This window comes from Ignavibacteriales bacterium, from assembly GCA_016709155.1.
In the GTDB taxonomy this organism is placed as follows: Bacteria; Bacteroidota; Ignavibacteria; order Ignavibacteriales; family Ignavibacteriaceae; genus JADJEI01.
Map to the genome: position 1 here is coordinate 820,803 of JADJEI010000013.1, position 18,249 is coordinate 839,051.

The window sequence follows — 18,249 nt, forward strand, 5'->3', positions numbered from 1 at the left end:
CAGTTCGATCTGAAATTAGAATTAAATTAAATCATAGTCAACATGTATTTTAAACAAATCTATTCGCACAATTGAGGAGAGATTTTAGTGTTGAAAAAAAGACCGCCACACGTGACGGTCTTAATTTTACGAATAACATTGCAGCAGAACTATTTCATCAGCATCATCTTCTTAGTTTCAACAAAACTACCCGCCCCGCTTACCGGGTAAACTCGTAGTTGATAGTAGTACACTCCGCTGGACAGGCTGATAGCCTGTCCTACATTAAACTCCACTTCGTAAGTGCCGGGCTGTTGTGTTTCGTTTACGAGTGTTGCAACTTCGTTGCCAAGTATGTCATACACAAGAAGCCTCACCCCCAACCCCTCTCCAAAGGAGAGGGGAGTTGAAGGAATTGTATATTTTATTTTTGTTGTGGGATTAAATGGATTAGGATAATTCTGCTCAAGTGAAAATTCTGTTGGTGAATTTATTTCAATTTCAACTGTGTTTGAATATTCAAAGCTTCCATCAAAATCTATTTGCTTTAATCTGTATTGATATTTACCACTTGAAAGATTTTCATCAGTGAAAGAATAACTCTTAGGTTCGGTAGTAGTCCCAAACCCTGGAACGAAACCTATTGCCTCAAAAGTCCCTTCTCCTTTGGAGAAGGGGTTGGGGATGAGGCTTCTTTCTAATTCAAATCCGCTGTTGTTCGTTTCAGTTGCTGTTTGCCAATTAAGTGAAACTGAATTTTGCGTTACTGTTGCAGTGAAACTTTGTAACTCAACTGGAACAATTGGATTTCCCAATTCACCAAATTTATTTATATCCTGTGCATAGATATCATGATTGGATGAGCGCATATCACCCCATGCAAGATTACAATTAAAATTGTTATCAATTGAAGAAGCTAACTGCAATTTGTCTTGTGTGGAATTTGAAAGTGTAACAAAATCACCGCTCCAGATAAAATCACCGTTTGCATCACACGCAAATCCTTCAACAGTTTGATTTAATCCGCTTCCGTTTCCAACTAAGTAAAAAAGATTTGCAGCACCATTTCCCATTAGTTCATTAAGATAGCTGATGGAAGCCGTGAATGGCGCACTTAAATCTTTAAATATTTTAGCATTGTCTCCCCACAATCTTTCGCCTGTTGGAGAAAGTAACTGTCCTGAAATTCCATTCTGATTTTGGTTTGCATCCGTTTCCATCCAGAAAGTAAAAGTTTGTTGAGTAACCGGATCGAAAGCCGCAACAGGATTGAATTTATGTCTATTAGCTTTTAAAGATAGCTCGGCTCCATTTTCAGGGAAGTAGATTGTTCCGTTGGATGAAATACGTTGAGCAAATCCGCTTTGAAGATTATTAAAGTCTCTATCATCATGCCAAGCCGCTATAGCGCCATTTAAATTATCAGAATAAACTTCCGGAACACTGAATGAAGAAATAGTTCCAAGATTTTGCAGCATTACCCCTCCCGTTCCCCATTCAAACAAACCGTCAGCATCAAGTTTGGTTGCCCGAAGTTTTACTGTCTGTGCAGGAAAAGTTCCTGTAACTGTGGTGTGAACCACAATCACTGCATCATTATCCGAAGCAACTACATCAGGATAGCTATAACCTTCACTCACCGATTGAATAAGGATGGGGTCGGTTCCCCAAAGTTTGGTTCCGTCCGGCGAGAGTTTTTGATTTGCTATTTGTGATTGATCTGCATCCACTACCCATGAAAAAACAAAATTACCATCTGTTGTTTCAGTAATCTTCGGCGCCGCTTGAAAATCAGTTGATGTTGATAAACTTATTCCATCACTACCCCATAGGAAATTGCCTTCGGGACTAATTAGGTAAGCAAACACGTTTAAGTTACCTGAATTTCTCGAATCACAAAAAGCGAGCACGGCATTGTCATTATGATCTACAATAAGATCGTAATCAACAATAAAAGTAAAATTAGGATTGTCGCTTATCAGCAAGCCATTGTCTGCCCATAACTCGAAACCGGCAGGATCAAGTCTTTGAAGATAAACATGATAATCGCCTGAGCGCGTATCAAACCACGAAATGTAACAGCCTCCATCGGATGTAGAAACTATTTTTGCCAAAGCCTGATCACCGGCTGCATCACAAACTGCAAGATTTACTGAAGGATCGCTTGACCATTGCGGAAAGATTGTACTTGAAGTGGAGAAAAAGAGGATAAATAAACAGATTATTGCTGAGTAAAGATTTTTCATACTGCGTCTCTTTAGTTATTGTGGAAATAATACTTGCACCTAATAAAAAATATTCATTTAATAGTTTAAATCAAATTCAATTATTTCATATAATTAAAATCGAAAATTGTAAATTAACAGACACAAATTTTAAATATTAGTATCTAAAATTGTTTAGAAAATAAAGGAGTAATTTATCCAATGAGTTCGTACTTAGAAACTGCAAAAAATGTTTACAAAGAAGCTGCTGAAAATCCGCAAAAAGGCTTATGCTGTACCACCACCCCAATTTGGCAATTTCCCGATCTGAATATTCCCAAAGAAATGCTTGAAATGAATTACGGCTGCGGCAGCACCGTAAACCCGCGTGATTTAGTCAATAACCCGAAAATACTTTATGTTGGAGTGGGCGGGGGAATGGAACTGCTTCAGTTTTCATACTTCAGTCGTGAAGAAAAAAATGTAATTGGAATTGATCCCGTCGAAGAAATGATTTCTAAATGCGATCAAAACCTTTACTTAGCCGAAGAACAAAACAGTTGGTTCAATAGAAATTTTGTTGATCTTCGGAATGGTGATGCTTTGGATCTCCCAATCGAAAATGAAACGATTGATATTGCTGCACAAAATTGTTTGTTCAATATTTTTCATAAAGAAGAATTAAAAACAGCTCTCGGGGAGATGTTCCGTGTGCTGAAACCAAATGGACGATTGGTTTTAAGTGATCCTGTATGTGAGGATTTTATTCCCGATGATTTGCGAAATGATGAAACACTTCGAGCATTGTGTTTGAGCGGTGCAATTCCTCTCAAAGATTATTTGAAAATGATTTCGGAAATTGGTTTTGGAACTATTGAAGTGCGGGCAAAACGAGCTTATCGCATGATTGATAAACTTCACTACAATACTGATCATAATATTTTTGTGGAGAGTGTAGAAATTTGTGCAATAAAAGATCCAATGCCGGAAGATGGCGCTTGTGTTTTTACCGGCAAGACTGCAATTTATTTTGGCGAAGATGAATTATACGATGATAATAAGGGGCACGTGCTTCTATATAACCAGCCTCTTGCTGTTTGTGATAAAACTGCTGCTGCATTAAAATCATTAAATCGGAAAGATATTTTCATTTCAGAATCAACTTACTTTTATGACGGAGGGGTTGCTGCTAACAGCCGTATCTTTTCTTCTTTTACATAAAATAATTGAATCATTCAAGTTCAATATGGTGTGAATCTATTTTATAAAAATTAAGTTAAAAAAATTGATTATAAACTCCTTCAGGTTTATTTTCCAAATCAAAATTATCTAATAATTTATTATTAAACTTTTTGGAGATTCTGCCATGTCCGATAAAAAACTTTCCGGTGATGTTTATTATCCAACTGATGAAATTGTAAAGTTCGCTCATGCTAAATGTGAAAAGCTTTATGAAAGTGCATCAAAAGATTTTGTAAGCTTTTGGGAAACCGAAGCTAAAAATCTTTACTGGCATAAGAAATGGAATAAAGTATTAGATGATTCGAATAAACCTTTCTTTAAATGGTTTACAGGCGCAAAGACGAATATTGCGTACAACTGCCTTGATGTTCATATTAAAACTCCACGAAGAAATAAACTTGCATTAATATGGGAGGGGGAGAATGGCGATGTAAAAACTTATTCCTACTTTGCTCTGCATCGTGAAACCTGCAAGTTTGCTAATGTATTGAAAAGTCTTGGCGTGCATAAAGGAGACCGTGTAACACTTTATATGGGAAGAATTCCTGAATTAATGATTGGAATGTTAGCCTGCGCAAGAATTGGAGCGATACACTCTGTTGTTTATGGCGGGTTTTCTGTTGAAGCATTACACGAGAGATTAGAGGATAGTCAGTCAAAAGTTTTAATTGTATCTGATGGAGCATTTCAACGCGGTAAAATTGTCGAGCTGAAAAAAATTGCCGACGAAGCTTTGCAGCGAGCCGCAACTGTTGAAAGCGTTTTGGTTGTTAAACGCACCGGTCATCAAATAAATATGGAAGCCGGCAGGGATATGTGGTATCACGAATTAATGAATTTACCTATCGCCAATAACTCCGAAAGCCTTGAAATTGTTGATGCTGAAGACCCATTATTTCTGCTTTATACTTCAGGAACAACCGGCAAGCCTAAAGCGATACTGCACACACATGGCGGTTATATGGTAGGTATTTATTCAACATTAAAATATGTTTTTGATATTCACGATGAAGATCGGTTTTGGTGTGCCGCTGATCCTGGTTGGATTACCGGGCACAGTTACATAGTTTATGGTCCGTTGTTAAATGGAGCTACATCCTTTATGTACGAGGGTGCCCCGACTTTTCCTTACCCCCACCGATGGTGGCAGATGATTGAAAAATATGGAATAAATATTCTTTATACAGCTCCGACTGCTATACGAGGACTTATGCGATTTGGAGATGCCTGGCCAAACCGTTACAATCTTTCTTCACTCCGATTGCTTGGAACTGTCGGCGAACCAATAAATCCTGAAGCCTGGAAATGGTACAACAGGGTGATCGGAAAAGAAAAATGCCCAATTATGGATACCTGGTGGCAAACTGAAACTGGTATGTTTATGATTACACCGATGCCTTGCACCCCCCTAAAACCCGGATCGGGGACAAAACCATTCCCCGGACTTGTTATGGACATCGTTGATGAAGGGGGTAAATCTGTAAAACCAAATGAGGAAGGTTATCTTGTTATTAAAACACCCTGGCCTGCAATGCTCAGAACAGTTTGGAATGATCCTGATAGATATGTTAATCAATACTGGTCACGTTTCCCGGGAATGTATATGACCGGTGATTCTGCAAGACGCGATGAAGACGGCTACTTCTGGATTATAGGAAGGGTGGATGATGTAATAAAAGTTTCCGGTTACCGATTGGGAACAGCAGAAATTGAAAGCGCTCTCGTTAGTCATCCTGCTGTGGCTGAAGCTGCTGCTATTGGCTTACCGCATGAAGTTAAAGGAAACGCAATTCATTGTTTTGTTATTCTTCGCAATGGTTTTGAAAAGTCGGATAAACTTTGTGAAGAATTAAGGCAGCATGTCGGTCACGAAGTTGGTCCGATTGCCAAACCCGAGTTGGTTGAAATAGTTGATTCATTACCAAAAACCCGAAGCGGTAAAATCATGCGAAGAGTTCTGAAAGCCAAAGCACTTGGATTAGACCCGGGAAATTTAAGCACGCTTGAGGATTGAGATATAACTTTGATTAATAAATTAGTGCAATTCGTGAAATTCGTGGCAGTGCCCTGAAACTTTTCGAGACTGCAAATGTATATGATTAAATTTAAAATGGAGTAACTCTTGAATTCTAAAAATATAAACCTCTTCCTTAGTATTTTATTCTTATTTACTTTGGGATTTTTTCAAAGCATTACCGCCCAGCAAAGTGAAACCGATCTTTACAAATGGCTAAAGACAATCCCGGAATTTGAAGTTAAGCAAATAACGGGCGATGATATGTTCAGCGAAGTCTATGAAATAATGGTAACAATGCCTGTTGATCATAATAATCCTGAAGGACAAAAATTCAAACAGCAAGTTTTCCTTTCTCACGTTGATGCTGAGAAACCAATGGTGATGTACCTTGAAGGTTACGCAACAGGAAATTGGACACAGGAATTAACAAAGATGCTTGATTGTAATCAGCTTGTTGTTGAACACCGCTACTTTGGCGAATCTGTTCCTGAACCATTCGATTGGAAATATTTGACTATCAAACAGGCTGCTGATGATCATCACCGTATTGTAGAATTATTCAAGAACTACTACAAAGAAAAATGGATAAGCACTGGAATTAGCAAGGGTGGGTCAACTGTTATTTTTCACGCAAGATTTTATCCCGATGATGTAGATGTTTGCGTTCCTTATGTTGGTCCAATTAATTTTTCAACCGAAGATCAGCGCGTGTATGAATGGATAAACTCAGTATCCACTCCTGAATGCAGAAAAAAAGTATTTGATTTTCAGAAAATTTGTCTTACAAAGCGAGACGAACTTTATCCCATTTTCCTGAAGAATGCTGAAGAAAAAAGATTGACCTATAACATCGTTGGGGGCGAGCGTGCTTACGAATATGCAGTACTCGAATATTCATTCGCTTACTGGCAGTGGAGTGATGGTGATTGCTCTAAAATCCCTGATGCCCATTCTTCGATTGAAGACATCTGGAAACACCTGCTTATAAATGGAGGGGTAACTTATTTTAGTGATCAGGATATTGAAGGAATCTATCCATTCTTTTACCAATGCTACACCGAGTATGGTTATTACGGCTATAATATTTCACCATTCGGAGACTTGATTGAATATGCGGACGGGCATACTCCCTTTTTCTTTCCATTAAATGTACTACCTGAGTTTGACCCCACCGTTACGCAGGATATTTCCAACTGGGTTCAAAACGAAGCAAAAAATTTTATTTTCATTTACGGCGGCAATGATCCATGGAGTTCGACAGGAGTTTGCTTGACAGGAAAAACTAACTCCGTAAAGATGGTACTGCCCGGCGGCTCACACAGAACAAGAATAAAAGATTTTTCCGATGATGACAAGGAAGTGATCTATTCTAAGTTGGAAGAGTGGCTTGGTGTAAAGTTGCTTAGCAGCGATTAACAATCATTCGCAGCGAGGCAGACCCTGCGATTATCTTTTTTATTAATATCTAAAAAAATGAATTCGTTTCATGTTATTGTACTCTTATTACTTTCATTGTTGATTTATTCACTCAACAGCTTTGCACAGACGATCAGACTATTTCCTGAAAATAAGATTTACGATAAATATTATGCTGATGCATTATCGCATCAGTTTTCTTTGTCCAAGCAATTTGAATCAAATGAATGGTTTGGCAATATTGGTATTGAAAAACCTCTAGTTAATTTCGAATTTGATGAAAACATTTATCAATTTACAGTAGCAGCCACAGTTTTTAACACATTAAAAATTACCCCGCCGCATATTCAGGTATTTACTGCAGACTATTTAGTAGATTTATTTATTGACAAAAAGTTTTATGATAATTTTATTCTAAGATTTAATTGGGGTCATTTAAGTGCCCATTTTCAGATGATGGAATTACACAGCTCAATAGAAAATCAATAAATTATGTAAGAGACTATATCGGAATAGCGTCTGAAAACCTGTTGAATATTATTAATGGCAAAATATATTATTCCGCTTCTTATAATTTTCATAATGAACCGAAAAAGATAAACACGTACATCTTCAATTAGGATTTGATGGGGGAAATATCTATCTAATGAATTATTGCTTTACTTTGCATTTGATTTTAAAATTAAAGAGGAGGTGAATTATGGTTCAACAAAATCTTTTCAGGTGGGGCTAAAATATGCGCAAGACAAATTGTCCAACATTAGATTAGCCTATACTTTCAGGGCAGGGTTTGAGGAAAGGGGACAGTTGTACAATGAATCGGATAATAAGCATCTGATCGGTCTTTTTTTTGATTTCTAACATTTAGTTTTGTGAAGCTATGCGAAAGTCATTACTAATACTTATGCTGTACATTCAAATTGTCTTTGCACAAGATTCCCTGCTATATAAAAACGATGAATCAAGCCCATTCTATTCAAGAAAAAATTTATCCATTGCATTTCTTTCTGGAGCTTATGCATCTACCTTAGTATCGGGATATTATATGTGGTGGAGGGATGGTCAAAGACGGTTCACTTTCTATTCGTCAGAGGAGGGTGAAGGATGGCTAAACGACCCGTACTCGAAAGGAATTGACAAAGTCGGACATTTTTATACTTCCTATTTTTTTTATAAGCTTTCTAAAAATCTGTTGATTTGGGGCGGTTATCCGGAAGATGATTCAAAACTTCATGCTGCCATTATGAGCCTCGGTATTGGTTTGGTAATTGAAGTTGGTGATGGGTTTTCCCGTTTTGGATTTGACTATCAGGATTTAGTTTTTAATACAATTGGCTTGGGGTATGGTTATCTCCAGGACGTTTTACCCGTTCTTCAAAATTTTAATTTTAAATGGAGTTACATCCCCACCCATGATTTTCATTTCCCCCCTAATTTAACATCCACTTACGAGGCTCATATTTATTGGTTAACAGTTGATGTCCATAATTTATTTCAAAACACATTTATGAATTTCTACCCGGAATATTTACAACTTGGAATTGGTTACAGTGTTTCAGATGATTATAAGAGAAGAGAATATTTGATAGGTCTGGATTTTAATTTGGATAAAATTTTTTCAACCAATAATCAGGATTGGAAGCTTATTATTGACACAGCCAATATGCTTCATTATCCTGCCCCTGGAGTTAAATTCCAAAGCGGGAGAAAACCAGATTATAGATTCTTCATTTTTAACTAATGATTTACCTCCCCATTAATTATGCTCTAATTCATTCAATTGATATTCGTTTGAGATTCCGCTATTTTTGACAACAATTTTTTAAATGCTATGCAAGTAACTCCTTTAATGAATCAATACCGGAAGATTAAAGAAGCCAATCCTGATACGATTCTGCTTTTTAGGGTTGGCGATTTTTTTGAAACTTTCGATGAGGATGCCAAAACCGCATCAAAAGTTTTGGGTATAACTTTAACTAAGCGCTCCAATGGTGCAGCGGGAGATGTACCGCTTGCTGGTTTTCCTCATCACGCCATAGACAGTTACTTACCAAAACTTGTACGCGCAGGTTATCGTGTTGCAGTTTGCGAGCAAATGGAAAATCCTAAATTTGCTAAAGGTATTGTCAAGCGTGAAGTTGTTGAAGTTGTAACTCCCGGCGTAACTCTTTCCGACAAACTGCTCGATCATAAAAAAAATAATTATTTGATGGCGATTTTTCTAACCGATGAAGTTGCAGGAATTTCATTTTGTGATATTTCCACAGCAGAGTTTTATTGTTACCAGGTTTCGCCGGCTAATGTTATACAACAGATTGAATCAATTAGTCCATCTGAAATTCTTGCTCAGAAAAAGGATAAAGATTTAATAACCAGTTATGTCAATAAAGTCAATTCATCAATTCGTATCTCAAAACTTGATGATTGGATTTTTAATTTAGATTATGCTAATGAGCTTTTAAGAATACAATTTAAAACTGCTACACTTAAAGGGTTTGGAATTGAAAATCTTCATGCAGGAATAATAGCAAGCGGTGCAATACTTAATTATCTGCAGGAAACTCAAAAGGCTAACCTCTCTCATCTGAGTAAAATTGCTTTGTACAATCCATCTGAATATATGACTCTGGATCATTCAACAAAGAGAAATCTTGAAATAACATATTCAATGCAGGATGGGGGAAGGGAGGGCTCGCTCATTTCAATTTTAGATAAAACCCAAACTGCAATGGGCGCACGCTTATTAAAGAAATGGATTTCGGCCCCTTTAAGAAAACTTGAACCGATACAAGCACGATTGGATAGCGTTGAAGAAATAGTTGAGAACAAATCCATTAGAAAAAATCTTATCACGCATCTTAAAGAAATTGGCGATCTCGAAAGACTTATATCAAGAATTTGCACAGCGCGAGCTAATCCCCGTGAAATAGTAGCACTTAAATCTTCGCTTAAAAAAATTCCTTTCTTGAAAGAAGAAATGAAGTCTTTGAGAGTAAAGACAATTAGACAAATTGCAGATACACTTTCCCCAATGGAAAAATCGGTTGAAGTGATTGAGAATGCGATCGTGGATTTTCCTCCGCTTAGCTTGATTGATGGAGGGGTGATAAAATACGGCTACAGCCCCGAGCTCGACGAGCTTAGAGATATTTCGATACATGGAAAAGACTGGATTGCGAATCTTCAAAAACAAGAAAGGGAGCGGACTGGAATTTCTTCGCTCAAAGTAAACTTCAATAAGGTTTTTGGGTACTACATTGAAATCAGTAATGCGAATAAAGATAAAATTCCTTCGGATTATATGCGCAAACAAACGCTCGTAAATTCGGAGCGGTACATCACTCCCGAGCTTAAAGAGTATGAAGATAAAATTCTGAATGCCGAAGAAAGAATTTATGAACTTGAATCACAGTTGTTTAATCATTTGAGAATATCAGTTGCAGAGCAAGCGGAGGTGATTCAACAAAATGCAAAGCTGATTGCTATGCTTGATTGTTTTATTTCTTTTGCCGAATGCGCTTCTGATTATAATTATATTAAACCTGAAGTGAATGAAAATGATTCGATAGAAATTATTGAAGGCAGGCATCCGGTAGTAGAAAGAATTTTGCAGCCGGGAGAAAAGTTTACTTCAAATAATTGTAAGATTGATAACGAAGAAAATCAAATTATACTTTTGACAGGACCGAATATGGCGGGTAAATCTGTTTATCTTCGACAGGCTGGATTAATTGTCTTGCTGGCGCAGATTGGCTGCTTTGTCCCCGCAAAAAGCGCAAAGATCGGGTTGGTTGATAGAATATTTACACGGGTGGGGGCAAGTGATAACATAACTGCCGGTGAAAGTACTTTCCTGGTTGAAATGCAGGAAGCAGCAAATATTTTAAATAATGCTACAAATAAAAGTTTGATCCTGCTTGATGAGATAGGAAGGGGGACAAGCACGTTCGACGGTATCTCTATTGCCTGGGCAATCACAGAGTATCTGCACGAAAATCCTGATATAAATGCAAAGACTTTATTTGCGACGCACTATCATGAATTAAATGAGATGGCTGAGATCTTTCCCAAAATAAAAAATTATAAAGTTGAAGTTCGCGAGTACGACGATAAAGTAATATTTTTGCATAAAGTTAATCCCGGAAGAGCCGATCACAGTTACGGAATCCAGGTTGCACAGATGGCAGGACTTCCATTGTTTGTGACTAATCGCGCAAAGGAGGTGCTCGAAAATCTTGAAAGCAAAGAATTAACTCCTTATGAGATAAAAAAAGAAAAGTTAAAAAAACTAAAGAGCGATGATAATCAAATCAGTCTTTTTGAATTTAAAGATGATGAACTTCGAGGAGAATTAAAAAATATGGAATTGGAAAGCCTGACTCCAATTGATGCGCTAAACAAACTGAATGAATTACAAAAGAAAGTTCGAAAAAATGATTAAGATATTCTTTCTTTTCTTTTTAATCCCGGCTTCAATGTTTTTACTAAACTCTTGCGGTAAAAATTATACTCCCGAAGAAGAAGCATATATTAATGAAATTAATCAATTGCGAAAATTGAAAGACGAAGATTTTAAATCTTCACTATACTCGCCATTCAATCAGGATGTAAAAGCTCATTATGCTCCATTAAAATATTTCGATGTTGATCCTGATCTTAAATTTACAAGCAAGCTTTTTGAATATGAATTGAAAGACACGATTCAAGTTCTCGGGACAAAGGGAGAGGCACGGAAGGCGGTTCGATACGGCTACTTAAAATTCATTTATCAAGAAAAAGAATTTAAAGTGAATGTTTATAAAGGATGGACTGAGAACGGGGAAGCGTATTTTTCTATCTGGTTTACCGATAACACAACCGGAGAAGAAACTTATGGCGTGGGTCGTTACCTTGATTTTGAATTATCACCATCAAAAGAATTTACTTATACAATAGATTTTAATCTTGCATATAATCCATATTGTGCATATAGTTCAACATACTCCTGCGCTGTCCCAACAAAGGAGGATTACCTCGATATTGAAATTAAGGCAGGCGAAAAAAATTTTCATTAAGAAAGAAATAAAATGATAGTAGTACTCGACAAAAAAATCACAGATCAGCAGTATGAAAATGTAGTTAAACATTTACAGGATTACGGATTTGCAGTTCACAAGGTGATGGGTGAAGAAAGAATTGTAATCGGGGCAATTGGTGTTCATCCGAATTTTGATACCCGGAAGATAAAAGTTTTAGATGGAGTTGAAGAAGTTTTTCGGGTAACCGACCCATTTAAATTAGCAAGCCGTAACTTCAAGCAGGATGCTACTCAAATAAAAATCAAAGATGTCCTTATCGGTGGAAATGAAATAATGGTAATTGCCGGTCCTTGTTCGGTTGAGAATGAAGAGCAAATTATGAAGATAGCCGGAATTGTTAAATCCTCGGGAGCAAAAATATTAAGGGGAGGTGCATTTAAACCACGGACTTCACCTTATTCATTCCAGGGTTTGGGAGAAGTCGGTTTAAAACTCCTTCGGAAGGCTGCGGATGAATTTGATTTGCTTGTAATTACGGAGGTTCTTGAGATTTCTCAGATAGATTTAGTTGGAAAGTACACTGATATTTTCCAGGTAGGTGCAAGAAATATGCAGAACTATCCTCTTTTGAGAGAACTTGGAAAAGCAAATAAACCTGTGATGCTCAAACGTGGACTTTCGGCTACAGTTGAAGATTTGCTGATGTCTGCTGAATATATTTTGTCTAATGAAAATCCCAATGTAATTCTTTGCGAACGCGGTATTCGTACATTTGAAAGATCCACCCGGAACACATTCGATCTATCTGCAATTCCTGTTGTTCATAAAAGAAGCCATCTCCCTATTTTTGCCGATCCTTCGCACGCAACCGGAATCAGAGATAAAGTTATACCGATGGCGCGAGCTGCTGTGGCTGCCGGCGCCGATGGTTTAATGGTTGAAGTTCATCATGATCCTGAAAAAGCTTTATCTGATGGACCGCAGGCGATTCTTCCGGAACAATTTCACGAAATGATGAGGCAGATAAAACTGATCGCTGAAGTAATTGGCAGGAAGATTTAATCCAATAATATTTCAGTTTATCCGTTCCAACAATGATTTTATGTTTATTGCAAAAATTGTAACAAGTATACTTATAACCTGAAAAAGATTTTTTAATGAAATTTATTCTAACTCTCATTTATTTCTTCTTCGTATTTATTTCTTTCTCGACTGCTCAAAAACTATCCGGGACAGAAGTAAAAAAAACCTACTACCCGAATGGAGTGTTAAAAACAGAGGGTGATTATTGGTATGGTCAGCTTAATGGAGAATATGTCGAGTATTATCCAAATGGAAAAGTATGGAAGCAATGGCATTTTGAAGATGGTTTAGAAGAAGGACTCTCAAATATGGTTTTTTGAAGATGGCAAAGTAAGTATCGAATGGACTTACAAACACGGGATTAAAGAAGGAACTTCTAAATGGTATTATGAATCCGGCGAACTATGGGCTGAACAAAATTACCGCGACGGCAAATTAGACGGAATAACTTACACTTATTATAAAACAGGCGAACTGCAAGGGGAGTGGAAATTTGTTGATGGAGAATTGCAGGGGATATCAAAAACCTATTACCAAAATGGAAGCATCGAAGTTGAAAGAAATTTTGTTAATGGTTTGTTAAACGGTAAAACTTTTATCTATTTTGAAAAGAGTAGCGGAGTTGCACTTGAAGCAAATTTTATTGACGATAAACTTGAAGGGGAAGTATTGATTTATGATACCGGGCATAGTGTTCGTGTAAAAGATGTTTACGAAAAAGATGAACTGATTTTGCGTACTCGTTATGACGTTCAGGGTAAATACGAATCTGAAGAAAGAACCGTTAAGGATTACTTTGAAACCGGAACAATAAAACAAGAGACTTTTTTGAAGCAAGGTAAGAAGCAAAACTCAACAAGAGTTTATTATGAATCAGGTTTTCTTAAAGAAGAATGGAATTTCAAGGATGATGTATTGCAAGGGAAGTCGTTTTTATTTTATGAAAATGGAATTTTAAAAACTGAAATAGATTATCTGAATGGAATACAAAAAGGAATCACAAAAAATTATTACCCTGATGGTGCACTTCAATCGGAAATAAATTATAATAATGATAAAAAAAATGGTATTGCAGTGAGCTACTTCCTCAACGGTGCCCTGGAATCAACTGCTAACTACAAAGATGATAAACTTGAAGGTGAAGTAAAACTTTACCACACAAACGGTATTTTAAAATCAAGCCAGTCTTTCGAAAATGATATACCGGTTAATAAAAAATTAATTTATTATGATAATGGATTTCTCGAAAGAGAGGAAAACTACTTCGATGGGAAAATTGATGGATGGGTTAAAGAATATTACAGAGACCGTGTGCTAAAAAAGGAAGAGTATTTTCAGTCTGGTAAACTAATTAAATGGAAAGAGTATAACTCTGAGGGTGATATGATTTCCGCTCATGGTTATTAATTATCATTCATAATTTGCTAACAAAAATATGGTGAAATAAATTGTAAAAAATTCCTTCAAAATTTGCAGTCGGGCTACTTCAACTATCATTCAGTAAAAACGCCGATGACAATCTATCTAAAGCAATTAATTGGATTGAGAAAGCTGCTAAAAAAGGTGCACAGGTAATTTGCCTGCCAGAACTTTTCCGTTCGCAATATTTCTGTCAATCTGAAAATATTGATAATTATAATTTAGCAGAGACTATTCCTGGACCCACTACTCAAGCAATTTCTAAAGTTGCAAAAAAGTATGAAGTGGTGATAATTGTTCCATTATTTGAAAAAAGAGCTGCCGGACTTTATCACAATTCAATCGCTGTCATTAATACAAAAGGTGAGATAGCAGGTATATATCGTAAGATGCACATTCCAGACGATCCGGCTTATTACGAAAAATATTATTTCACTCCCGGTGACTTAGGTTTCAAAAGTTTTCAAACTGAGTATGGAAACATCGGGACATTAATTTGCTGGGACCAATGGTTTCCGGAGGGGGCAAGATTGACAGCACTTCAGGGTGCAAGCATTTTATTTTATCCTACTGCAATCGGCTGGCATCCGGGCGAAAAAGTTGAACACGGCAAACCACAGTTTGAAAGCTGGCAGACAATTCAACGCTCTCACGCAATTGCAAATGGAGTTTATGTCGCATCTGTTAATAGGATAGGTTTGGAAAAGGAAACAAAAGATTCTGCCGGTATTGAATTCTGGGGGAAAAGTTTTATCTGCGATCCACAAGGAGTTATTTTAGCTGAAGCATCACACGATAATGAAGAAATTTTAATTGCAGAAATAGATTTAAACAGAATTGAATATATCCGCCGCAACTGGCCCTTCCTGCGAGATAGAAGGGTGGATGCTTACGGCGAAATTACGAAACGATTTTCAAAATGAAATCTGCAAATCAAAAATACCGACTGCCTGCCGAATGGGAACATCACGAAGCCACATGGATTGGCTGGCCTGCAAATAAAGAAGATTGGCCCGGGAAATTTTCCCCCATCCCCTGGGTTTACGCTGAAATTGTTCGTCATATCTCTCGTGCAGAAAAAGTCCGGATAATCGTCCAATCCCCGCAGCATCAAGCCAAAGCAGAATTTGTTTTAAAATCTGTCCGTACAAATTTATCCAACGTAGAATTTTATATTCTTAAAACAAATCGCAACTGGCTGCGCGATGCCGGTCCTCAATTTGTTAAAGATAATATTGGCAATACGATTCTCATTAATTTCGGTTTTAATGCATGGGCGAAATATGACAACTACAAACTTGATGCTAATATTCCTAAAATGATTTCCGAAAAATTCAATCTTTTGCGAATTGAAACTCTTCACAAAAACCGCCACGTTGTTCTTGAAGGAGGGAGTATAGATTACAACGGAAAAGGGACTATTATTACAACGGAAGAATGTTTACTCGATAGTGAAACTCAGGTTCGTAACACTGACTTTTCTAAAAGTGATTACGAGTATGTATTCAGAAAATATCTCGGCGCAAAAAACATTATCTGGCTGAATAGAGGAATTGTTGGAGATGATACTCACGGGCATGTTGATGATATTACGAGATTTGTAAATCATAATACAGTTGTTTCTGCTTTGGAAGCTCATCCGAATGATCCGAACTTTATTCCACTGATGGAGAATAGAGAAATATTAGAAGATGCAAAAGTAGAAGACGGATCAAGCGTGGATATTGTTGAATTACCAATGCCATCTCCTGTAATTTTCAAAGGGCAAAGGCTGCCGGCAAGTTATGCTAATTTTTGCATTTCAAATTATGCTGTACTTGTTCCAACGTTCAATGATCCAAACGATAGAACTGCGCTGGGAATATTGTCTGAGTTGTTTACTGATAGACCTGTTATCGGTATTCACGCTGTAGATTTAGTGTGGGGATTAGGAACGCTGCATTGCTTGACTCACGAACAAATGTAAGATCGTCAAGAATCCCTTCTGAACTAAAGTTATCTTTGTCGAATTTTTTTAGTTTATTTTTACACACTATCTGCAGGTGAATTCAAAGAAACACGCAAGATGCTTTTTATGAAATGACAGATCAAATACAATACATAATTTTTTGATATAAGATTTAAAGTTAAAGTTCAGGTTCAAGTTCAAGAGTAAGATAATACTTCGCATTTCCTTGATCTTGAACCTGATCTTGATCTTGATCTTGGTCCAGCCTTCGATCCAAGCCAACAAATAAAATAAACTCTTTTACATAAGCAATAATATTTCTATTAGTTTGTATTTATTCTCAATTCCTTTTAAGTTTTCACCCATAAATTAATTCTTTCTAATAAAAACGGAGGAAAATGTGATAATAGCTGTTCCCAAAGAAATTCTTCCCGGCGAAAACCGAGTAGCTACAGTTCCCGATGTCATTTCAAAATTAATCAAATCAGGCTTTGAAGTTTTAATCGAAAAAGACGCAGGACTTAATGCGGGCTTTACTGATGATAATTATATTAAGCACGGTGCAAAGATCATATCCAGTATTTTGGAATTATATTCTTCAGCAGATATAGTTTTGAAAGTTCAAAGACCAATTGATAATCCCTCTGCCGGTAAACACGAACTTGACTTGATGAAAACAGGAACTCTGCTGATAACATTTCTGTATCCCCTTTTTCATTTTGAACTAGCAAAAAAATGTGCTGAAAAAGGTATCAATGTTATTTCGATGGATATGATTCCCCGAACAACACTTGCACAGAAAATGGATGCACTAAGTTCGCAGGCAAACCTTGCAGGTTATAAAAGTGTTATAATGGCAGCGAACGAATTACGCAAAATATTTCCATTAATGATGACTGCAGCAGGAACAATCTCACCGGCTAAAGTAGTAATCATGGGGGCGGGAGTTGCGGGACTTCAGGCTCTTGGCACTGCAAAAAGACTCGGTGCTGTAGTAGAAGTTTCGGACATCCGGGCTGCAGTAAAAGAAGAAGTGCAAAGCCTTGGTGGAAAATTTATTGAAGTTGAGACTGATGAAAACATGCAGGATGCCGGCGGTTATGCTAAAGAGGCTTCACCGGAATTTTTAAAGAGGCAAAAAGAGGTAATATTCAAGCATGTTACCGAAGCGGATATTGTGATTACAACTGCTTTAATCCCAGGGAAAAAATCTCCTGTGCTTGTAACAGAAGAAATGGTGAAGAATATGCGCCCCGGCAGTGTTGTGCTTGACATGGCTACTGAATTTGGCGGCAACTGTGAGATAAGTGAAAAGGGAAAGACTGTGAAAAAATATGGGGTAACAGTTATCGGAGAGCCGAATATCCCCAGCCTTGTTGCAACTCACGCAAGCGAAATGTATTCAAAAAATATTTTGAGTTTACTCTTGCATATCAGTAAAGAAGGTATGGTTCAATTAAAACTTGATGATGAAATTGTGAAGGGATGCCTTATTACATACAATAAAGAAGTTTTTAATCAAAGAGTAAAAGATCTAATCAAATAATGAATAAAAAATTAATTATTAATTAAAGGAATTAATATGGTAGAATTTATTTCAACACATCTGAATGAATTTATTTTTCTGATGCATATTTATGTTTTTATGCTTGCAATTTTTGTCGGCTTTGAGTTGATCACAAAAGTTCCACCAACGCTGCATACACCTTTGATGTCCGGTTCAAATGCAATCTCCGGAATTACAATCGTTGGTGCATTGTTAAGTGCAGGCTTAAAAGAATTCACTATCAGCACAATACTTGGTCTTGTTGCTGTAATCTTTGCTATGATAAATGTTGTCGGGGGATTCTTAGTTACAGATCGAATGTTAAAAATGTTTAAAAAGCCGTCACGATCCGGCTCTGATGGAAAGTGAGATAAAAA

General features: G+C 36.9%; 15 protein-coding genes and 1 pseudogene. 15 read left to right on the forward strand and 1 reads right to left on the reverse strand.

Annotation, left to right across the window (positions count from 1 at the left end):
• Positions 1-149: 149 nt before the first annotated feature.
• The gene (locus IPH11_17170; protein MBK6915303.1) at positions 150-2,225 is read right to left on the reverse strand and encodes a hypothetical protein; all 2,076 of its coding nucleotides are present in this window, start codon (positions 2,223-2,225) and stop codon (positions 150-152) included.
• A gap of 180 nt (positions 2,226-2,405) precedes the next feature.
• On the opposite strand from IPH11_17170, the gene arsM reads away from it, so the two are divergent.
• From arsM to IPH11_17245, 15 genes and pseudogenes are all read left to right on the forward strand, one after another.
• Positions 2,406-3,404 carry an arsenosugar biosynthesis arsenite methyltransferase ArsM gene (gene arsM, locus IPH11_17175; protein ID MBK6915304.1) on the forward strand — a complete coding sequence of 333 codons (999 nt, stop codon included), beginning with the start codon at positions 2,406-2,408 and terminating at the stop codon, positions 3,402-3,404.
• Positions 3,405-3,549: 145 nt separating this feature from the next.
• Positions 3,550-5,439, forward strand: coding sequence for an acetate--CoA ligase (gene acs, locus IPH11_17180; protein ID MBK6915305.1), 1,890 nt, complete (start codon positions 3,550-3,552; stop codon positions 5,437-5,439).
• 108 nt (positions 5,440-5,547) lie between these two features.
• On the forward strand, positions 5,548-6,858 hold the full coding sequence (locus IPH11_17185; protein MBK6915306.1) for a peptidase: 1,311 nt from the start codon (positions 5,548-5,550) through the stop codon (positions 6,856-6,858).
• Positions 6,859-6,915: 57 nt separating this feature from the next.
• A complete protein-coding gene (locus IPH11_17190; protein MBK6915307.1) occupies positions 6,916-7,347 on the forward strand; it encodes a hypothetical protein in 432 nt (143 codons plus the stop codon).
• 415 nt (positions 7,348-7,762) lie between these two features.
• The gene (locus IPH11_17195; GenBank protein MBK6915308.1) at positions 7,763-8,599 is read left to right on the forward strand and encodes a DUF2279 domain-containing protein; all 837 of its coding nucleotides are present in this window, start codon (positions 7,763-7,765) and stop codon (positions 8,597-8,599) included.
• Between the two features lie 108 nt (positions 8,600-8,707).
• On the forward strand, positions 8,708-11,299 hold the full coding sequence (gene mutS, locus IPH11_17200) for a DNA mismatch repair protein MutS (GenBank protein MBK6915309.1): 2,592 nt from the start codon (positions 8,708-8,710) through the stop codon (positions 11,297-11,299).
• Positions 11,292-11,912: a DUF1684 domain-containing protein gene (locus tag IPH11_17205; protein ID MBK6915310.1), complete on the forward strand. Its 621-nt coding sequence runs from the start codon at positions 11,292-11,294 to the stop codon at positions 11,910-11,912. The genes mutS and IPH11_17205 overlap by 8 nt, the downstream gene beginning before the upstream one ends.
• A 12-nt stretch (positions 11,913-11,924) precedes the next feature.
• Positions 11,925-12,938 carry a 3-deoxy-7-phosphoheptulonate synthase gene (aroF, locus tag IPH11_17210; protein ID MBK6915311.1) on the forward strand — a complete coding sequence of 338 codons (1,014 nt, stop codon included), beginning with the start codon at positions 11,925-11,927 and terminating at the stop codon, positions 12,936-12,938.
• Positions 12,939-13,033: 95 nt separating this feature from the next.
• A complete protein-coding gene (locus IPH11_17215) occupies positions 13,034-13,279 on the forward strand; it encodes a hypothetical protein (GenBank protein ID MBK6915312.1) in 246 nt (81 codons plus the stop codon).
• Positions 13,266-13,388, forward strand: a pseudogene (locus IPH11_17220) (toxin-antitoxin system YwqK family antitoxin). Before IPH11_17215 ends, IPH11_17220 begins: the two are co-directional and overlap by 14 nt.
• 78 nt (positions 13,389-13,466) lie before the next feature.
• Positions 13,467-14,366 (forward strand): toxin-antitoxin system YwqK family antitoxin, encoded by a 900-nt coding sequence (locus IPH11_17225; protein ID MBK6915313.1) that lies wholly within the window; start codon positions 13,467-13,469, stop codon positions 14,364-14,366.
• A 50-nt stretch (positions 14,367-14,416) separates the two neighbouring features.
• Entirely contained in the window at positions 14,417-15,301 is an 885-nt protein-coding gene (locus IPH11_17230) for a carbon-nitrogen hydrolase (protein MBK6915314.1), read from the forward strand.
• Entirely contained in the window at positions 15,298-16,344 is a 1,047-nt protein-coding gene (locus tag IPH11_17235) for an agmatine deiminase family protein (protein ID MBK6915315.1), read from the forward strand. Before IPH11_17230 ends, IPH11_17235 begins: the two co-directional genes overlap by 4 nt.
• A gap of 382 nt (positions 16,345-16,726) precedes the next feature.
• Entirely contained in the window at positions 16,727-17,872 is a 1,146-nt protein-coding gene (locus IPH11_17240) for a Re/Si-specific NAD(P)(+) transhydrogenase subunit alpha (GenBank protein ID MBK6915316.1), read from the forward strand.
• A gap of 36 nt (positions 17,873-17,908) precedes the next feature.
• Positions 17,909-18,241, forward strand: a complete 333-nt coding sequence (locus IPH11_17245) for an NAD(P) transhydrogenase subunit alpha (protein ID MBK6915317.1) — start codon at positions 17,909-17,911, stop codon at positions 18,239-18,241.
• Positions 18,242-18,249 lie beyond the last annotated feature (8 nt).